This is a genomic window from Paenibacillus xanthanilyticus, assembly GCF_042682185.1.
Taxonomy (GTDB): Bacteria; Bacillota; Bacilli; order Paenibacillales; family Paenibacillaceae; genus Paenibacillus_Z; species Paenibacillus_Z xanthanilyticus.
The window spans coordinates 1,121,785-1,137,341 of sequence record NZ_JBHUHA010000002.1 but is presented as its reverse complement, the minus strand read 5'-3'; the positions used below and the strand labels follow the sequence as shown (position 1 = coordinate 1,137,341).

The 15,557-nt window shown below is 57.9% G+C and carries 10 protein-coding genes and 1 pseudogene; 6 read left to right on the top strand and 5 right to left on the bottom strand.

Translation table 11 applies throughout. The features are described from left to right. Positions 1 to 54: 54 nt before the first annotated feature. From ACFSKT_RS22175 to ACFSKT_RS22155, 5 genes and pseudogenes are all read right to left on the bottom strand, one after another. Positions 55 to 216 carry a hypothetical protein gene (locus tag ACFSKT_RS22175; RefSeq protein WP_377716450.1) on the bottom strand — a complete coding sequence of 54 codons (162 nt, stop codon included), beginning with the start codon at positions 214 to 216 and terminating at the stop codon, positions 55 to 57. Then, positions 213 to 455 carry a Ger(x)C family spore germination C-terminal domain-containing protein gene (locus ACFSKT_RS22170; RefSeq protein ID WP_377716452.1) on the bottom strand — a complete coding sequence of 81 codons (243 nt, stop codon included), beginning with the start codon at positions 453 to 455 and terminating at the stop codon, positions 213 to 215. Before ACFSKT_RS22170 ends, ACFSKT_RS22175 begins: the two co-directional genes overlap by 4 nt. A gap of 121 nt (positions 456 to 576) precedes the next feature. Next, positions 577 to 1,464, bottom strand: a pseudogene (locus ACFSKT_RS32670) (Ger(x)C family spore germination protein); the annotation flags it as partial. Then, positions 1,461 to 2,549, bottom strand: a complete 1,089-nt coding sequence (locus tag ACFSKT_RS22160) for a GerAB/ArcD/ProY family transporter (RefSeq protein WP_377716453.1) — start codon at positions 2,547 to 2,549, stop codon at positions 1,461 to 1,463. The pseudogene ACFSKT_RS32670 and the gene ACFSKT_RS22160, both read right to left, overlap by 4 nt. A 1-nt stretch (position 2,550) precedes the next feature. After that, the gene (locus ACFSKT_RS22155) at positions 2,551 to 4,080 is read right to left on the bottom strand and encodes a spore germination protein (protein ID WP_377716455.1); all 1,530 of its coding nucleotides are present in this window, start codon (positions 4,078 to 4,080) and stop codon (positions 2,551 to 2,553) included. A gap of 224 nt (positions 4,081 to 4,304) precedes the next feature. On the opposite strand from ACFSKT_RS22155, the gene ACFSKT_RS22150 reads away from it, so the two are divergent. The 6 genes from ACFSKT_RS22150 to ACFSKT_RS22125 all read left to right on the top strand — a co-directional run bounded on the left by ACFSKT_RS22150 (position 4,305) and on the right by ACFSKT_RS22125 (position 15,388). Continuing rightward, on the top strand, positions 4,305 to 5,192 hold the full coding sequence (locus tag ACFSKT_RS22150) for an ROK family protein (protein ID WP_377716457.1): 888 nt from the start codon (positions 4,305 to 4,307) through the stop codon (positions 5,190 to 5,192). 321 nt (positions 5,193 to 5,513) lie between these two features. Beyond that, a complete protein-coding gene (locus ACFSKT_RS22145; RefSeq protein ID WP_377716458.1) occupies positions 5,514 to 6,011 on the top strand; it encodes a GNAT family N-acetyltransferase in 498 nt (165 codons plus the stop codon). A 69-nt stretch (positions 6,012 to 6,080) separates the two neighbouring features. Next, positions 6,081 to 6,581 (top strand): phage tail protein, encoded by a 501-nt coding sequence (locus ACFSKT_RS22140; protein WP_377716460.1) that lies wholly within the window; start codon positions 6,081 to 6,083, stop codon positions 6,579 to 6,581. 41 nt (positions 6,582 to 6,622) lie between these two features. Beyond that, complete coding sequence (locus ACFSKT_RS22135) at positions 6,623 to 7,120, top strand: phage tail protein (RefSeq protein ID WP_377716462.1); 498 nt, start codon at positions 6,623 to 6,625, stop codon at positions 7,118 to 7,120. A gap of 11 nt (positions 7,121 to 7,131) precedes the next feature. After that, a complete protein-coding gene (locus ACFSKT_RS22130) occupies positions 7,132 to 7,668 on the top strand; it encodes a phage tail protein (RefSeq protein WP_377716463.1) in 537 nt (178 codons plus the stop codon). A gap of 199 nt (positions 7,669 to 7,867) precedes the next feature. Then, on the top strand, positions 7,868 to 15,388 hold the full coding sequence (locus ACFSKT_RS22125) for a cadherin-like beta sandwich domain-containing protein (RefSeq protein ID WP_377776345.1): 7,521 nt from the start codon (positions 7,868 to 7,870) through the stop codon (positions 15,386 to 15,388). Positions 15,389 to 15,557: the final 169 nt, after the last annotated feature.

The following is a 15,557-nucleotide window of genomic DNA, read 5'->3' as shown; positions in this document are numbered from 1 at the left end:
AATCCCTCTCGGGCACGAATCCGAGAGGGATTTTTTGACGCTTGCGATCTGCTGCTAGCCAAACACGATGTAAGCTCCAAGCGGCAGGAAGCTCGCGGCGACCAACAGGATGCCGGCGCCGGCGGCCTTATTGCCGACCTTCCATGCTTCTCGGGCCTGTCCCCACGTATAGAGGGTCATGTAGATACAAAGGATGGCCATGATGATAGACGTCATCCCGCTTGACCCCCCTCGATTTCGAGCGGCAGAGGCGGCCCGATTTGCTTACCGAAGTTCTCGATGCGCATGAGAATCGTGACATGGACTTTCGCTTTGCTATAGTGCATCCCCCAATCGTACGCCTGATAAGCCTTCAAGGTCCAAAAATGCTTGCGGGCGATCAGATGCCATAGGAAAGGCTCGCACTCGTAGGTTTGCTGCGTCTTGGCGATAAAGGAATCGATCTTTGCTTTCATGCTGTCCTCGATCGACTTGCGCAGCTTGTCCAGCTTTCGAGGGTCCTCTGCATAATCCGTGAATCCCGGACGGAATAGAGAGAATTTGCGCCCGCAGCGGCAGGGTGACCCGTATATCGGGCCGCTCCCGACTGAGATTCATCTTGATGCGTGTATCCCCGTCCTTAATCAGTCTGGCGGTTACCTGATAATCCGGGTGAAGCGGGTCCGGATACGAGGAGATATACGAATGGGCGAGCGACTTTCTACGCAAAAAGAGCGCGAGCCGGGTCTCCTCGCCCGTAATCGTGCCGATCATACGGCCGGCTTTGAACAAGGCGGATCCCATGATTTGCACGGGATCGCCGTTCCGCTGGGGAATCTCCCCGGCCAAATATTGGTCTTCCTCGCGCGCGTATTTCGGCTTCGTTCGTTTGGTCGTGCCGTAGATCGCCAGAAACAACGTATCGTTGCCAAGCCGCTGGAAGTAGCGGTTGAGCGTCGAGAACGGCACATAGCCGGTGTCTCGCCAACGCTCCTGCATGAACGCGTAATATTTATGCGGCCGTGTCTCCAAGCGGGGTTTGTTCCGGGCGATGAAGTCGGAGGCTCGTTCGCGCGAGATAATGAGATTCGTTTCCCGTCTCATCTCCGGGTCCCGGATCGAAGAACCGATGATTTGGTTAAACAGCTTGGATGCGGCGAACGTCTGGCTGATAACGATGGTGCGCAGATGGGCGAAGCTGATTTTTCGGGTAATGACGCTGTTAGCGATTTCCTTGGCGGATAATATATCCGGCGCGGCGAACGTGACGATGTCGCTGGGCGGTTCGTGAGGAGACGACCCTTTGTCGCTGGAACCCACCTGAGGGTTAGCGACCTGAAACGTGACGGACACCAGCCCGTCCGGCGCCTTGTCCAAGCCAAGGACGACGACGAAAGCCTGCTCCTCCAGCTCTAGCTTATCCCAGCATCCGCTAAGCAGAAGCGCGACGCATGCCAGCAAGAATGCGATGATCCCTCTCTTCATTGCGCAAGCCTCCTTAGGCGAATCATGCCCCATAGGACAAACGGCAGCAGGAAGAACATGAACGAACTGACGTGCAGCGTCGTATCGAGCAGCTCATTCACGCGCGAAATGTTCTCGGGCATCATGCCGATCAAGAGCGTCAAGCCGGTAAAAGGAAGGATGAGCGGCTCGAACGCGTCAAGCCCGAGCGAACGGGCGAACAAAAAGGCAAGCAGGTACACGTAGACGGCAAAGTGGATGACGGTCGTGATGATCCAAAAGGCGAAAAAAACCGATTCCACATGGGAGATGATTTGCCCAATCGACGCGGCCCGCGTCAGCTGCTGGAACGGAAACGCCATATTCTCCGCCGGCGGATAATCGTACACGGCCACGAATACGGCCATCATGCCGGCGATCTTCACGGCGCACGCGCCATATCCGACCCAGGAAGCGGCCTTGAACGCGCGCAAATTGCGCACCAGCGGCACGAAGGCCGCAAATAGGATCATTTCGCCGAAAATGGAGCCATGGCTCGCGCCTTCCCGCAGGAGCACGGGCAACCCCGGCCCGGCTGCAGGAAGCAGGTGCAGCCATTCCACGTCGTACCAGACGAAGACGACGAGCAGCGCAAGGAAAACCTCGATGTACGGCACCACGATCCAGGCTGTGCGGCCGATGGTTTCGAATCCCCGGTTCGCGATGTAGAAGACGGCCGCCATCAGCATCAAGTAGAGCGCGAATATCGGCGTGCGCTGATAGCCCATCGTGTTAATGATATCAATATATGTGCGGCTGCTAAGCGCCGTCGAAACCAGCGTGACCAGGCATAATACCAGGCCTATAAGCATGCCGCCCCAGCGACCGGCCGCGAGTACCAGCAGATCGACCAGGCCTTTTCCCGGATGCGCCTTTAACATGGCGAGCAGCAGCAGGAATGGGGCGAGCATCGCGGCGAAGGCCAGAAGCGGAACGACCCAAGCGGCGACTTGCCCGCTCTTGAATAGGAGGGAGGGTGTCGTGTCGGATAGCTTTAGGCCGACGGTTAGCAGGAGCAGCGCGGTGTATTCCCGCGTGCCGGTCTTCCCGTTTGAACGGCTCAGCATGCTATCCCCCTCCTTCCGGCTTGTTCTTGCGTCGTTTATCCAATGGGTGAATATTGAACGGCCGGAGCCAATGTTTCCATACCGGCGGACGCACGATCAGATCCTTGGAGGAACGATAGTGCGGAGAGAGCGGCGACAAGAACGGAACCCCGAACGATTTGAACGAGACCATATAGGCGATCACGCACGTCAGCACGAGCGAGATGCCGAAGAATCCCATGAACGATGCCGCGAACAGCATCGCAAAGCGGAGGATCCGGACAGCGAAGTTGAAGCTGATCTCCGGAATCGTAAAGGACGAAATGCCCGTCAGCGCCACGATAATGACCAGAATCGGACTGACCAGGTTCGCTTCAACGGCCGCTTGTCCCAAGATGAGCGCGCCGACGATCCCGATGGTCGGGCCGATTACGGACGGGATGCGAACGGCCGCCTCCCGAACCAGCTCGAACGCGATTTCCATAACGAGCACCTCGATCAGCGCGGGGAACGGCACGCGCTCCCGCGTCGCCCCGATGGCCAGAAGCAGATCGGTCGGGATCATTTCCTCGTGAAACGTGCTGATCGAGATATATAAGGAGGGAGTTAAGAGAGCGACGAATACCGCCAGAATGCGCACGACGCGAATAAAGTTGCCGTACGCCCAGCGCAAATACTGGTCTTCCGGCGTATGGAACAGCGCCCAGAACGTCACGGGCACGACCATGGCGGTCGGCGAATTGTCCATGATCAGGACGATATGTCCCTCCATAAGGAACGAGCAGGCCCGGTCGGGCCGTTCGGTCAACAGCGCCGAAGGGATGAGGGAATACGGCCGCTCCTCGATATACTGCTCGAGGATCGAGAGATTGGCGACCGTATCCGCATCGATGGCTTGCAGCCGTTTCTTCACGTCCGCCACTAGTTCGGGGTTGGCCAGATCCTTCACGTACAGGATCGACACGTCCTTGACCGATCGCTGACCGACGGTGACCGTCTCCGAGACCAGCTGACGGTCCCTCAGCTGCTTGCGAATGAGCGAACGATTGACGGCGGCGGATTCGATGAACGCTTCTTTCGGGCCTTTCAGGACATGCTCGACCTGCGGTTCGGTGACGGCGCGAGATTGAAAGCCCGGCGTCTGCAGCGATAACGCGGCCGACTCTCCCTCCAGCAGGAGAAGCGCGCTCCCCTTTAGCAGCTCGCCGGGCAGAAGCGAAAGCTCTTCGATCATGGCGCCAGCCGGGCTGGTCACGATCTCGCGCAAGATGGACGCTAATTTATTGGCAGGTTGCGGCGAGACCGGCGATGTCGTAAGCAGCGGCTCGATAATGTACGATTCAATCAGCCTGTCGTCGGCCGCTCCTTCGAGATACACGACGGCCGCCTCTGCGTCCAAGGCAGAGACTCGCAAGCTTCGGATCAGCAGCGCCGTATTTTCGGGGAAGGCGAACAGCCGCTTGATCCAGGCCAAGTTCTCCTCCAGCTGGGATGATAACCGGCGGGGCATGTCTTCGGGCATGTCGCCGGGCGTGTTCCCCGTGTCCGCCAAGTTCGTTCGCCTCCTCGCATCCGGTATTTACCAATCGGGTTCTATCGTTAAGATAACACCAATCCAGGCAGGTTATTCCAGCCGCGGCGCGAGCGACTTCCTGGCCTTCTACGAATTGGTAATCGCTGTAATTCCGATCGGCGGCAAAGACGTGTAAAATAAGAGGAAGCAAGGGAACGCAGGACAAGCTGATCGAGCGGTCCGGCCATAGAGGAGGCAAAAGGATGCGTATTGGCGCGGTAGAAGCGGGCGGCACGAAATTCGTCTGCGGTATTGGCAACGAGCACGGCGTGATCGAAGATCGCGTTAGTTTCCCGACAGAGCGGCCAGCGATTACGATGGCGAACGTGATCGGCTATTTCCGGGACAAAGGCGTAGAGGCGATGGGGATCGGCTCTTTCGGCCCGATCGATATCGACAAGACGAGTCCATCGTACGGGCATGTCACGACGACGCCGAAGCCGGGCTGGTCGGGCTTCGATCTGGTGGGGACGCTGAAGCGGGAGTTCGATGTTCCGTACGGCTGGGATACGGACGTGAACGCGGCGGCGCTCGGCGAGGCGACATGGGGAGCGGCCAAAGGACTGGACAGCTGCGTCTATTACACGGTGGGCACCGGCGTGGGCGTCGGCGTCTATGCGGAAGGGAAGCTCGTGCACGGGCTCGTGCATCCGGAGGGCGGACATGTGCTCACCCGCAGACATCCGAAGGACGACTTCGCGGGATGCTGTCCGTACCACGGCGATTGTCTGGAAGGAATGGCGGCAGGGCCGGCGATCGAACAGCGTTGGAAGGTGAAAGGGCACGAACTCCCGGCGGACCATCCGGCATGGGGCATCGAAGCGTATTATATCGCGCAGGCGGTGACGGGCACGATCCTGCTGCTTTCGCCGAAGAAAGTCATTCTGGGCGGCGGGGTGATGCAGCAGCAGCACCTGTTCCCGCTGATTCGCGAGGAAGTGAAGCGGAATCTGAACGGCTATGTAAGCGCGGCCGCGATTTTGAATCAGATCGACAGCTACATCGTTTCGCCTGGTCTCGGCCACAATGCGGGTTTGAGCGGCTCGCTGGCGCTTGGAGTAGAGGCGCTGAAAGATGCCACCCGAGGGTAATCCGCACATGGTCAGCACGAAAGTCGGTTTCGCCGAAGCCGCAATATACTCCATTCGGGGTATGGGAGCAAGGCGCGTTAAATGTTACGATTAGCCAAGTGAGCATGTTCTAGAAACAACATGAAAGTCAGTCTGGAAGGGGGAAGCCCCTTCTTTTTTTGTTCCAACGTTTATATAGATCTAGGAGAAGACTGAAATGAAAAATATGACAATTGAGCAGGGAAAAATGGACTGGTATCGAATTACTAGATTTGGTAAGAAAAATGTCGAAAAAAACTCAAAATAGTGCTTAAGTGGCGAAGGGGAGGATCGGAATAAGTCATGGTTGGGGATGCACGCATCTCAACGAGAGAAGCGACCTGGGGAGATGAATCCTTCCGCTTTCGCGTCTACGAGAGCACCCGTCAATCCGAGTTCGCATCGCTTGGTTGGGAACCGGCGCAGTTGGAAGCCTTTCTTCGCATGCAGTTCGAGATGCAGCAGCGCTCCTACGCGATGCAGTATCCGGGATCCGGCTACCAGGTGGTTCTTCTGGACAGGGAGCCGGTCGGCCATTTCATGACCGTCGAAACCAGCAACCGTCTGCTGCTCGCTGATATTGCGCTTATGGCGCCTTATCGGGGAGGCGGAATCGGGTCCGCGTTGATCCGGCGGCTGCAGCACGCTGCGGCTGCCAAGGCGCTGCCGCTTGAGCTTCGCGTTGTCGCTTCGAATCCGGCGGCGGGCCTGTATGTGCGCTTGGGTTTTCGCGCGGTCGAAGAGCAAGGGCTGCATGTTTTGATGCGGTGGGTGCAGGAGGAAGACGACGGCTTCGTCTAGCAACGGGATGCTGCAACGTCACTTAGCACGTGCATGATCGCTTTTACTACTTTTATAGAGGTGATAGACATGAGTGATTCTTATTTGGGGGAAATTCGTATATTTGCCGGCAACTACGCGCCGCAAGGCTGGGCGCTCTGCCAAGGCCAGCTGCTGTCGATCGCCGAGAACGAGGCGTTGTTTGCGCTGCTTGGCACGACCTATGGCGGTGACGGCCAGACAACCTTCGGACTGCCGGATTTGAGAGGACGTTTGCCGGTTCATCCTAGCACCGCGATTCCGCTGGGAAGCCAGGGCGGAACGGAGACGGAGACGCTTACCTTGAATCAGCTGCCGGCGCACACGCATACGGCAAATGCCAATACGGCCGCCGGGAACGCTAACATGCCGGATAACCATGTTTGGGCGGGCTCGGCTTTGCAAAATTACAATACGGGCGGCGAACTCGTCGGAATGAACGCGCATGCGCTAGCACCCGTTGGCGGCAATCTCCCGCACGACAACATGATGCCTTCGTTGACTGTTTCGTTCATCATTTCGCTATACGGGGTTTTCCCGCCTCAGCCGTAAAGCGCTATCACAATCTGACAACCAATAGAGGAGGTTTTCTAATGTCCGAACCATTTGTTGGCGAAATTCGCTTGTTTGCAAACAACTATGCGCCGCGCGGCTGGGCGTCATGCGAAGGTCAACTTCTTCCGATTAATATGAACCAAGCGCTTTACTCGCTGCTGGGCAATGTATATGGCGGCGATGGCGTCACGACGTTCGCTTTGCCGGATCTGCGCGGACGCGTCGCGCTTCATGTCAGTCCGACCATCCCGCTCGGCACGTCGCAGGGCGAGGCGGCGCACACGCTGACCGTGAACGAAATGCCTCAGCATACGCATCAAGTGAGCGCCTCCAACGTCCAGGCGGACCAGATTTCGCCAGCCAACAACGTTTGGGCGCAGGTCAATGCGCCTTATGACCCGGCGGCTGCAATGGTGCCGATGAACGCAGGCGCGATTGGGACCAGCGGAGGCAGCCAGCCGCACAACAATATGCAGCCGTATTTGGCTGCGAATTATTACATTGCGGTTCAAGGAATATTCCCGTCGCGGAACTAGGAGGAGAATTTATGGCAGAAGCATATATTGGCGAGATTCGAGTATTCGCCGGCAATTTCGCGCCAAAAGGCTGGGCGTTGTGCAACGGGCAGCTCATGTCGATTATGCAAAATACCGCGCTCTTCTCGATATTGGGCGTCCAATACGGCGGCGACGGCAAGACGACGTTCGCCTTGCCGAACCTAATGGGCGCGGCCCCGATGGGCCAAGGCCAAGGCCAAGGGTTAACGCCCCGCACGGTGGGAGAGAAGGTCGGCAGCCAGACGGTTACGCTGCTCACGACCGAAATACCTGGCCATACCCATACGCCCATGGCCGTGAACGCGCCATCGTCGGAGAATGACGCGGCGAATAACTATTGGGGCCAGACGCCTCCGGTTGGCCGCTCCAAGACCCAGACTCCGGTATATGCGGCAACGCCCAATGCACAGATGTCGCCTGTGGCTTTGAATGTCGCAGGGGGCAGCCAACCGCATAACAACATGCAGCCTTTCGTGGCGATGAACTACATCATTTGTTTGCAGGGCGAATTTCCGCCGAGAGGCTAAATTCTGGGTAAGCGATTGCAATCATATACTTTCGATGGCAAAGAGACGAGACTGCGTGGATGTAGGGATCTGGCAGTCTCGTTGTTTTTGAACGAAGCGATGACAGAGATGGTATAAAGGGAGAGGGTAAGCAGTGAAGCGTGCATTCGGGAATCAAACGGGGCCAATAAGAAGGTGGGGAATGAGATCAGCGCTCAGAATGACAATGCTGCTTGCGCTCGTGGTATCGTTGTGCGTGCCTTTCGTGCCTGCGGCCACGATATATGCGGCCGCCGTGCCTGCGGACGGCACCTATACGTTCGGCGGCGCAGTTACGCCGAGCTCGGAAGCGGGTTTTAAGAATGTTGGCACGATGTGGCGCGTGAACAACGCAATCGAGCAGGAAGGAACGGTGCTCTACGATTCTGCCGGTACGCCCGGTTCGACCGGCTCGCTCACCTTAAAAGTGCAGCCAGGGACGTTAAGGAGTTTCAACTTCAACAATTTAAGTATCTCGCCTACAGCTTCGGGTTTCTATATGACCAGCATTAGTATTCAATTGCGGGATTCCAACGGGGGAGTGGTTCGCAATATCGTTAGCAGCTTCTCTCAGGCGAAACAAATTCCGACCGGCATCACGCCTTTATCGAATTTTATTAATGGTTCCAGCGGGTTTAACGTGCCGAATACATCCGAGGTTTATGTAACATGGCAGCTTGCTGACAACAGACCCGCGGTAGATATCAGCTTCGAGTCGATCACGATCTCGAACGCGCTTGGTCCGGCCAGCGTAAACGCGGATTTAAGCAATCTGACGATTTCCGCAGGAACGCTGAACCCCAGCTTCTCCAGCGCGCAAACCGCATATAGCGCCAATGTGGGTTCGGGCGTCTCGAGCTTGACGGTAACGCCGACGGTGGCAGACAGCAAAGCGACGGTGACCGTGAACGGCCAAGCGGCAACGAGCGGAAGCGGTACGGCGGTATCGCTGAACCCGGGCTCGAATACGATTACCGTACGGGTAAGAGCCGAAGACACCGCGGTGACGAAGCCGTATACGATCACCGTCACGCGGGCGATTGCGAGTACGAATGCGAATCTAAGCAATCTGTCGCTCTCGTCAGGAACCCTGTCGCCAGGCTTCTCCAGCGCCCAGATCACGTATAGCGCCGATGTGGGTTCGGGCGTCTCGAGCTTGATGGTAACGCCGACGGTGGCAGACAGCAAAGCGACGGTGACCGTGAACGGCCAGGCGTCAACGAGCGGAAGCGGTACGGCGGTGTCGCTGAACCCGGGCTCAAATACGATTACCGTGCTCGTAAGAGCCGAAGACACCGCGGTGACGAAGACGTACACGATCACCGTCACGCGGGCGATCATGAGCAGCAACGCCGATCTTGGGAATCTGACGATTTCGTCGGGAACGCTGACGCCGGGCTTTGCTAGCGGGACATACAACTATGATGTCGCGGTAGGCAACGCGGTTGCAAGCGTGAACGTTACGCCGTCGGCAGCGCATAGCGGGGCGACGCTGACGGTAAACGGCACGACCGTAGCGAGCGGCACTGCGAGCGCGTCGATTCCGCTTCAAATCGGACCGAACAATACGATCACGATCGTTGTAACGGCCGAGGACGGAACAACGAAGAAAACCTATGCGATTCAAGTCACGCGCGCAAAAAACAGCGACGCGACGTTGAGCAATTTGACGATCTCGTCCGGCACATTAACGCCGGGTTTTGCTAGCGGGACCGAAGGTTACGAAGCAACCGTAGGCAATGAGGTAGGGAGTCTGACGGTAACGCCTACCGTAACGCATAGCGGCGCAACGGTTACGGTTAACGGAACTGTCGTGACGAGCGGGAATGCGAGCGGAGCAATCTCGCTAAGCGTGGGCTTAAAGACGCTGGTCACCATCGTAATTACGGCGGAAGACGGCCTTACCACGAAGACGTATACGCTGCAAGTGACGCGGGAGAAAAGCAGTAACGCCCTATTGAGCAGCCTGACGTTGACAGGCGGTACGCTGAACGAGACGTTCGCGGGCACGAAAACAGACTACACGGCGACGGTAGGTCATGAAGTGGCGAGCGTCAAGGTCACGCCGACGGTCGCAGCCGTCAATTCGACGGTGAGCGTAGAGGACGTTGATGTCACAAGCGGTACGTCTAGCGCGGATTTGCCGCTAAAGGTTGGACTTAACGAGATTACGGTCATCGTCACGGCGGAAGACGGGACGACGAAAACGTACACGATTCAAGTGACGCGCGCGAAGAGCAGCGACGCGACGTTAAGCAACTTGACGACGACTGCAGGGACGTGGAATAAAACTTTTGCGAGCGGGACGGAAGACTACGAAGTAACGGTAGAAAACGCGGTAGCGAGCTTGAGCGTGACGCCGACGGTTGCACATAGCGGTGCAAAAGTAACCGTGAACGGAACGCCTGTCACAAGCGGCAGCGCGAGCGAGGCCATCTCGCTTAGCGTCGGAGTGACAACGACGATCGCTGTCGTCGTCACGGCGGAAGACGGCATCGCAACGAAAACATACACGCTGAAAGTGACGCGGGAGAAAAGCAAAGATGCGACGCTTAGCAATCTGACGACATCCGCGGGAACGTGGAGTGAAGCTTTCTCGAGCGGAACGGGAGACTACGAAGTAACGGTAGAAAACGCGGTTGCGAGCGTAAGCGTGACGCCGACGGTGGCGCATAGCGGAGCAAAGGTAACCGTGAACGGAGCGCCTGTCACAAGCGGCAGCGCGAGCGAGGCCATCTCGCTTAGCGTCGGAGCAACAACGACGATCGCTGTCGACGTTACGGCAGAAGACGGCATCGCAACGAAAACATACACGCTGAAAGTGACGCGGGAGAAAAGCAAAGATGCGACGCTCAGTAATCTGACGGCATCCGCGGGAACGTGGAGTGAAGCTTTCTCGAGCGGAACGGGAGACTACGAAGTAACGGTAGAAAACGCGGTAGCGAGCGTAACCGTGACGCCGACGGTGGCGCATAGCGGAGCAAAGGTAACCGTGAACGGAGCGTCTGTCACAAGCGGCAGCTCGAGCGAGGCCATCTCGCTTAGCGTCGGAGCAACAACGACGATCACTGTCGACGTTACGGCAGAAGACGGCATCGCAACGAAAACATACACGCTGAAAGTGACGCGGGAGAAAAGCAAAGATGCGACGCTCAGTAATCTGACGACATCCGCGGGAACGTGGAGTGAAGCTTTCTCGAGCGGAACGGGAGACTACGAAGTAACGGTAGAAAACGCGGTAGCGAGCTTGAGCGTGACGCCGACGGTTACGCATAGCAACGCGAGAGTAACCGTGAACGGAACGCCTGTCACAAGCGGCAGCGCGAGCGAAGCGATCACGCTGGTCGTAGGCGCGAAGACGCCAATCAGCGTCGTGGTCACAGCAGAAGATGGGTCGACGAAGACATACACGATCCAAGTGACGCGCGCGAAGAGCAGCGATGCTACGTTAAGCAACCTGACGACATCTGCAGGGACATGGAATAAAGCATTTGCGAGCGAAACAGGAGACTACGAGTTAACGGTAGAAAACGCGGTAGCGAGCGTAACCGTGACGCCGACGGTGGCGCATAGCGGAGCAAAGGTAACCGTGAACGGAGCGCCTGTCACAAGCGGCAGCGCGAGCGAGGCCATCTCGCTTAGCGTCGGAGCAACAACGACGATCACCGTCGAGGTTACGGCAGAAGACGGTGTCGCAACGAAAACATACACGTTAAAGGTGACGCGGGAGAAAAGCAAAGACGCGACGCTCAGCAACCTGACGACATCTGTGGGAACGTGGAGTGAAGCTTTCTCAAGCGTAAAAGTAAACTACGAAGTAACGGTAGAAAATGCGGTAGCGAGCGTAAGCGTGACACCGACGGTGGCGCATAGCGAAGCGAAGGTAACCGTGAACGGAACGCCTGTTACGAGTGGCAGCGCGAGCGAAGCGATCACGCTGGTCGTGGGCGCGAAGACGCCAATCAGCGTCGTGGTCACGGCGGAAGACGGGTCGACGAAAACGTACACGATTCAAGTGACGCGCGCGAAGAGCAGCGACGCGACGCTCAGTAATCTGACGACATCCGCGGGAACGTGGAGTGAAACTTTCTCGAGCAGAACGGTAGACTACGAAGTAAGGGTAGGCAACGCGGTAGCGAGCGTAACCGTGACGCCGACGGTCGCGCATAGCGGTGCAAAAGTAACCGTGAACGGCACGCCTGTCACAAGCGGCAGCGCGAGCGAAGCGATCTCGCTGGTCGTAGGCACGAAGACGCCAATTAGCGTCGTGGTCACGGCGGAAGACGGGTCGACGAAAACGTACACGATCCAAGTCACGCGCGCGAAGAGCAGCGATGCGACGTTGAGCAACCTGACGATCTCGGCAGGCAACCTAACACCGGGCTTCGTGAGCGGAACGCAAGACTATGAAGTTACCTTAGGCAATGTGGTAGCAAGCGTAACCGTGATGCCGACGGTCGCGCATAGCGGTGCAATCGTGACGGTGAACGGCACGCCTGTCACAAGCGGCAGCGTGAGCGAAGCGATCTCGCTGGTCGTAGGCGTGAAGACGCCAATCAGCGTCGTGGTCACAGCAGAAGACGGGACGACGAAGACATACACGATCGAAGTCACGCGCGCAAAGAGCAGCGATGCTTCGTTGAGCAACCTGACGATCTCGGCAGGCACACTAACGCCGGGCTTCGTGAGCGGAACGCAAGACTATGAAGTTACCGTAGGCAACGCGGTAGCGAGCGTAACCGTGACGCCGACGGCGGCACATAGCGGTGCAAAAGTAACCGTGAACGGCACGCCTGTCACAAGCGGCAGCGCGAGCGAAGCGATCACGCTGGTCGTAGGCGCGAAGACGCCAATCAGCGTCGTGGTCACGGCGGAAGACGGGTCGACGAAAACGTACACGATTCAAGTGACGCGCGCGAAGAGCAGCGACGCGGCGCTCAGTAATCTGACGACATCCGCGGGAACGTGGAGTGAAACTTTCTCGAGCGGAACGGTAGACTACGAAGTAACGGTAGGCAACGCGGTAGCGAGCGTAACCGTGACGCCGACGGTCGCGCATAGCGGTGCAACCGTGACCGTGAACGGCACGCTTGTCACAAGTGGCAGCGCGAGCGAAGCGATCACGCTGGTCGTAGGCACGAAGACGCCAATTAGCGTCGTGGTCACGGCGGAAGACGGGTCGACGAAGACATACACGATCAAAGTCACGCGCGCAAAGAGCAGCGATGCTTCGTTGAGCAACCTGACGATCTCAGCAGGCACACTAACGCCGGGCTTCGTGAGCGGAACGCAAGACTATGAAGTTACCGTAGGCAATGCGGTAGCGAGCGTAACCGTGACGCCGACGGCGGGAAATAGCGGTGCAAAAGTAACCGTGAACGGCACGCCTGTCACAAGCGGCAGCGCGAGCGAAGCGATCACGCTGGTCGTAGGCACGAAGACGCCAATTAGCGTCGTGGTCACGGCGGAAGATGGGTCGACGAAAACGTACACGATCGAAGTCACGCGCGCAAAGAGCAGCGATGCTTCGTTGAGCAACCTGACGATCTCGGCAGGCACACTAACGCCGGGCTTCGTGAGCGGAACGCAAGACTATGAAGTTACCGTAGGCAACGCGGTAGCGAGCGTAACCGTGACGCCGACGGTCGCGCATAGCGGTGCAAAAGTAACCGTGAACGGAACGCCTGTCACAAGCGGCAGCGCGAGCGAAGCGATCACGCTGGTCGTAGGCGCGAAGACGCCAATCAGCGTCGTGGTTACAGCAGAAGACGGGTCGACGAAGACATACACGATCCAAGTCACGCGAGCGAAGAGCAGCGATGCTTCGTTGAGCAATCTGACGGTCTCCTCGGGCACGTTAACACCTGCATTCGCGCCGGGTACAATCACCTATACGGCTTCGGTAAGCTTCGGCACGAAGAGCTTGTCGGTCACGCCGACGGCTGCGGCTACCGGTGCAACCTTGAAGGTGAACGGGGCTGCGGTTGCCAGCGGAAGCACCAGCGCAGCGATTTCGCTGCAAGTGGGCGCGAATCCGATTACCGTAGAGGTTACGGCCGCCGATGGCACGATCAGGACCTATACCATCACGGTGACTCGCGCGGCAGGAAGCGGCAACGCGAACTTGAGCAGCCTGACGATCTCGGCAGGTTCGCTGGACCCGGTATTCGACAGCACGACAACGGACTACACGGTACGCGTCAACGACGCGGTAACCACCTGGAAGCTGACGCCAACCGCAGCAGATAGCCATGCGGTCATCAAGGTCAACGATGCGGTGGTGGCCAGCGGCGCTGCCAGCCCAGGTTTCGAGCTGAAAATGGGCTCCAATCGGTTTGCAGTCCAGGTAACAGCCGAGAACGGGACGACGATCAAAACGTACAACATTCATCTCATTCGCAGCGCCGCACCGACGACAACCCCGACGCCTTCGACGCCGAGCGGAGGCAGCTCGGGCGTGGAGATCATCGTGAACGGCGTCAAGCAAAATGATTTGGCCGACGCCGTCAAAACGACGGAGAACGGCCGCTCTACAATTACCGTCAAGCTGAACGAGGATAAAATCAAAGCCAAGCTGGCGAAGGAGGGCAAAGGGGCTCGGGTTACGATTCCGGTTACGGAAGGCGCCGATGCCGTCGTAGCCGCATTGAATGGGCAAACCGTACAGGATTTAATCGCGGCCGAAGGCGTTCTGGAAGTACGCACCGCCAATGCCGCCTACGAACTGCCAGCCAGCCAAATCAAGCTGGCCGACATTCAAGCCAAGTTAGGGGCGGACGTCTCGCTCCGCGATATTCAATTCACGGTGAATATCAGCCTTAGCAAGGCGGACGTAGCCGGCCCCGCGAAAAACGCGAACGCCATCCTGGTTGGCGCGCCGGTCGAGTTCACGATTCAAGCTTCGGCGAACGGCCGCACGTACGAGCTGAACAACTTCACCGCTTACGTGCAGCGCGAGATTACGCTTCCGGAAGGAACGGACGCCAGCAAGATCACGACCGGCGTCGTCCTGGACAGCGCCGGCAAGATCATCAGCCATGTGCCGACCTTCGTATTTCAAAGCAACGGTCGTTATGCGGCGAAAATCAAAAGTTTGACCAACAGCACGTATGCGGTCATTTGGAACCCGATGACGTTCCAGGACGTGGAGGGGCACTGGGCGAAAGCGGACGTCAACGACATGGGTTCCCGTTTGATCGTCAAAGGCGCGGACAGCCGGCATTTCAACCCGGATGCGGCGGTTACACGGGCTGAATTCGCCGCGATCGTCGTCCGCGCGCTCGGCTTGCAGGAGAATGGAGCGACGAACGCATTCGCCGACGTAGATGAGGCTCATTGGGGATTTGGCGCTATCGGCAAAGCCGTCGAATATGGCATTGTGACCGGCTATAGCGACGACACGTTCAAGCCGAACGCGACGATCAGCCGGGAAGAGGCCATGGTGATGATCGGCAGAGCGATGACAATCGTCGGATTGCCGGCATCGCCTTCGACCGATGAGATCGAGAGGGCGCTGGGCGGATTCAAAGACCGCGACGCGGTTCATGGTTGGGCCGCGAAGGCGGCGGCCGCAACGGTGCAAGCAGGCCTCGTCAACGGACGCGGCGACAGCCTGTTGAAGCCGGAAGCGAACATGACGCGGGCGGAAACGGCGGCGCTGCTTCGCAGAATGCTTCAGCAAGCAGGGCTGATTAATTCCTAACGGCCCGGGGCTATACAGAAGAGGACGGTTTCCCGCTTTTTGGGTGACCGTCTTTTTTTGTAGCAGAGGAGGCGCCGATGCACTGCGCGGCAGGGGCACGAACGCCGATTATTCGAAATTGTGTAATTTCTCTAAACTTTGCCGCCGGACATGCCGATTAAGCTTTTAG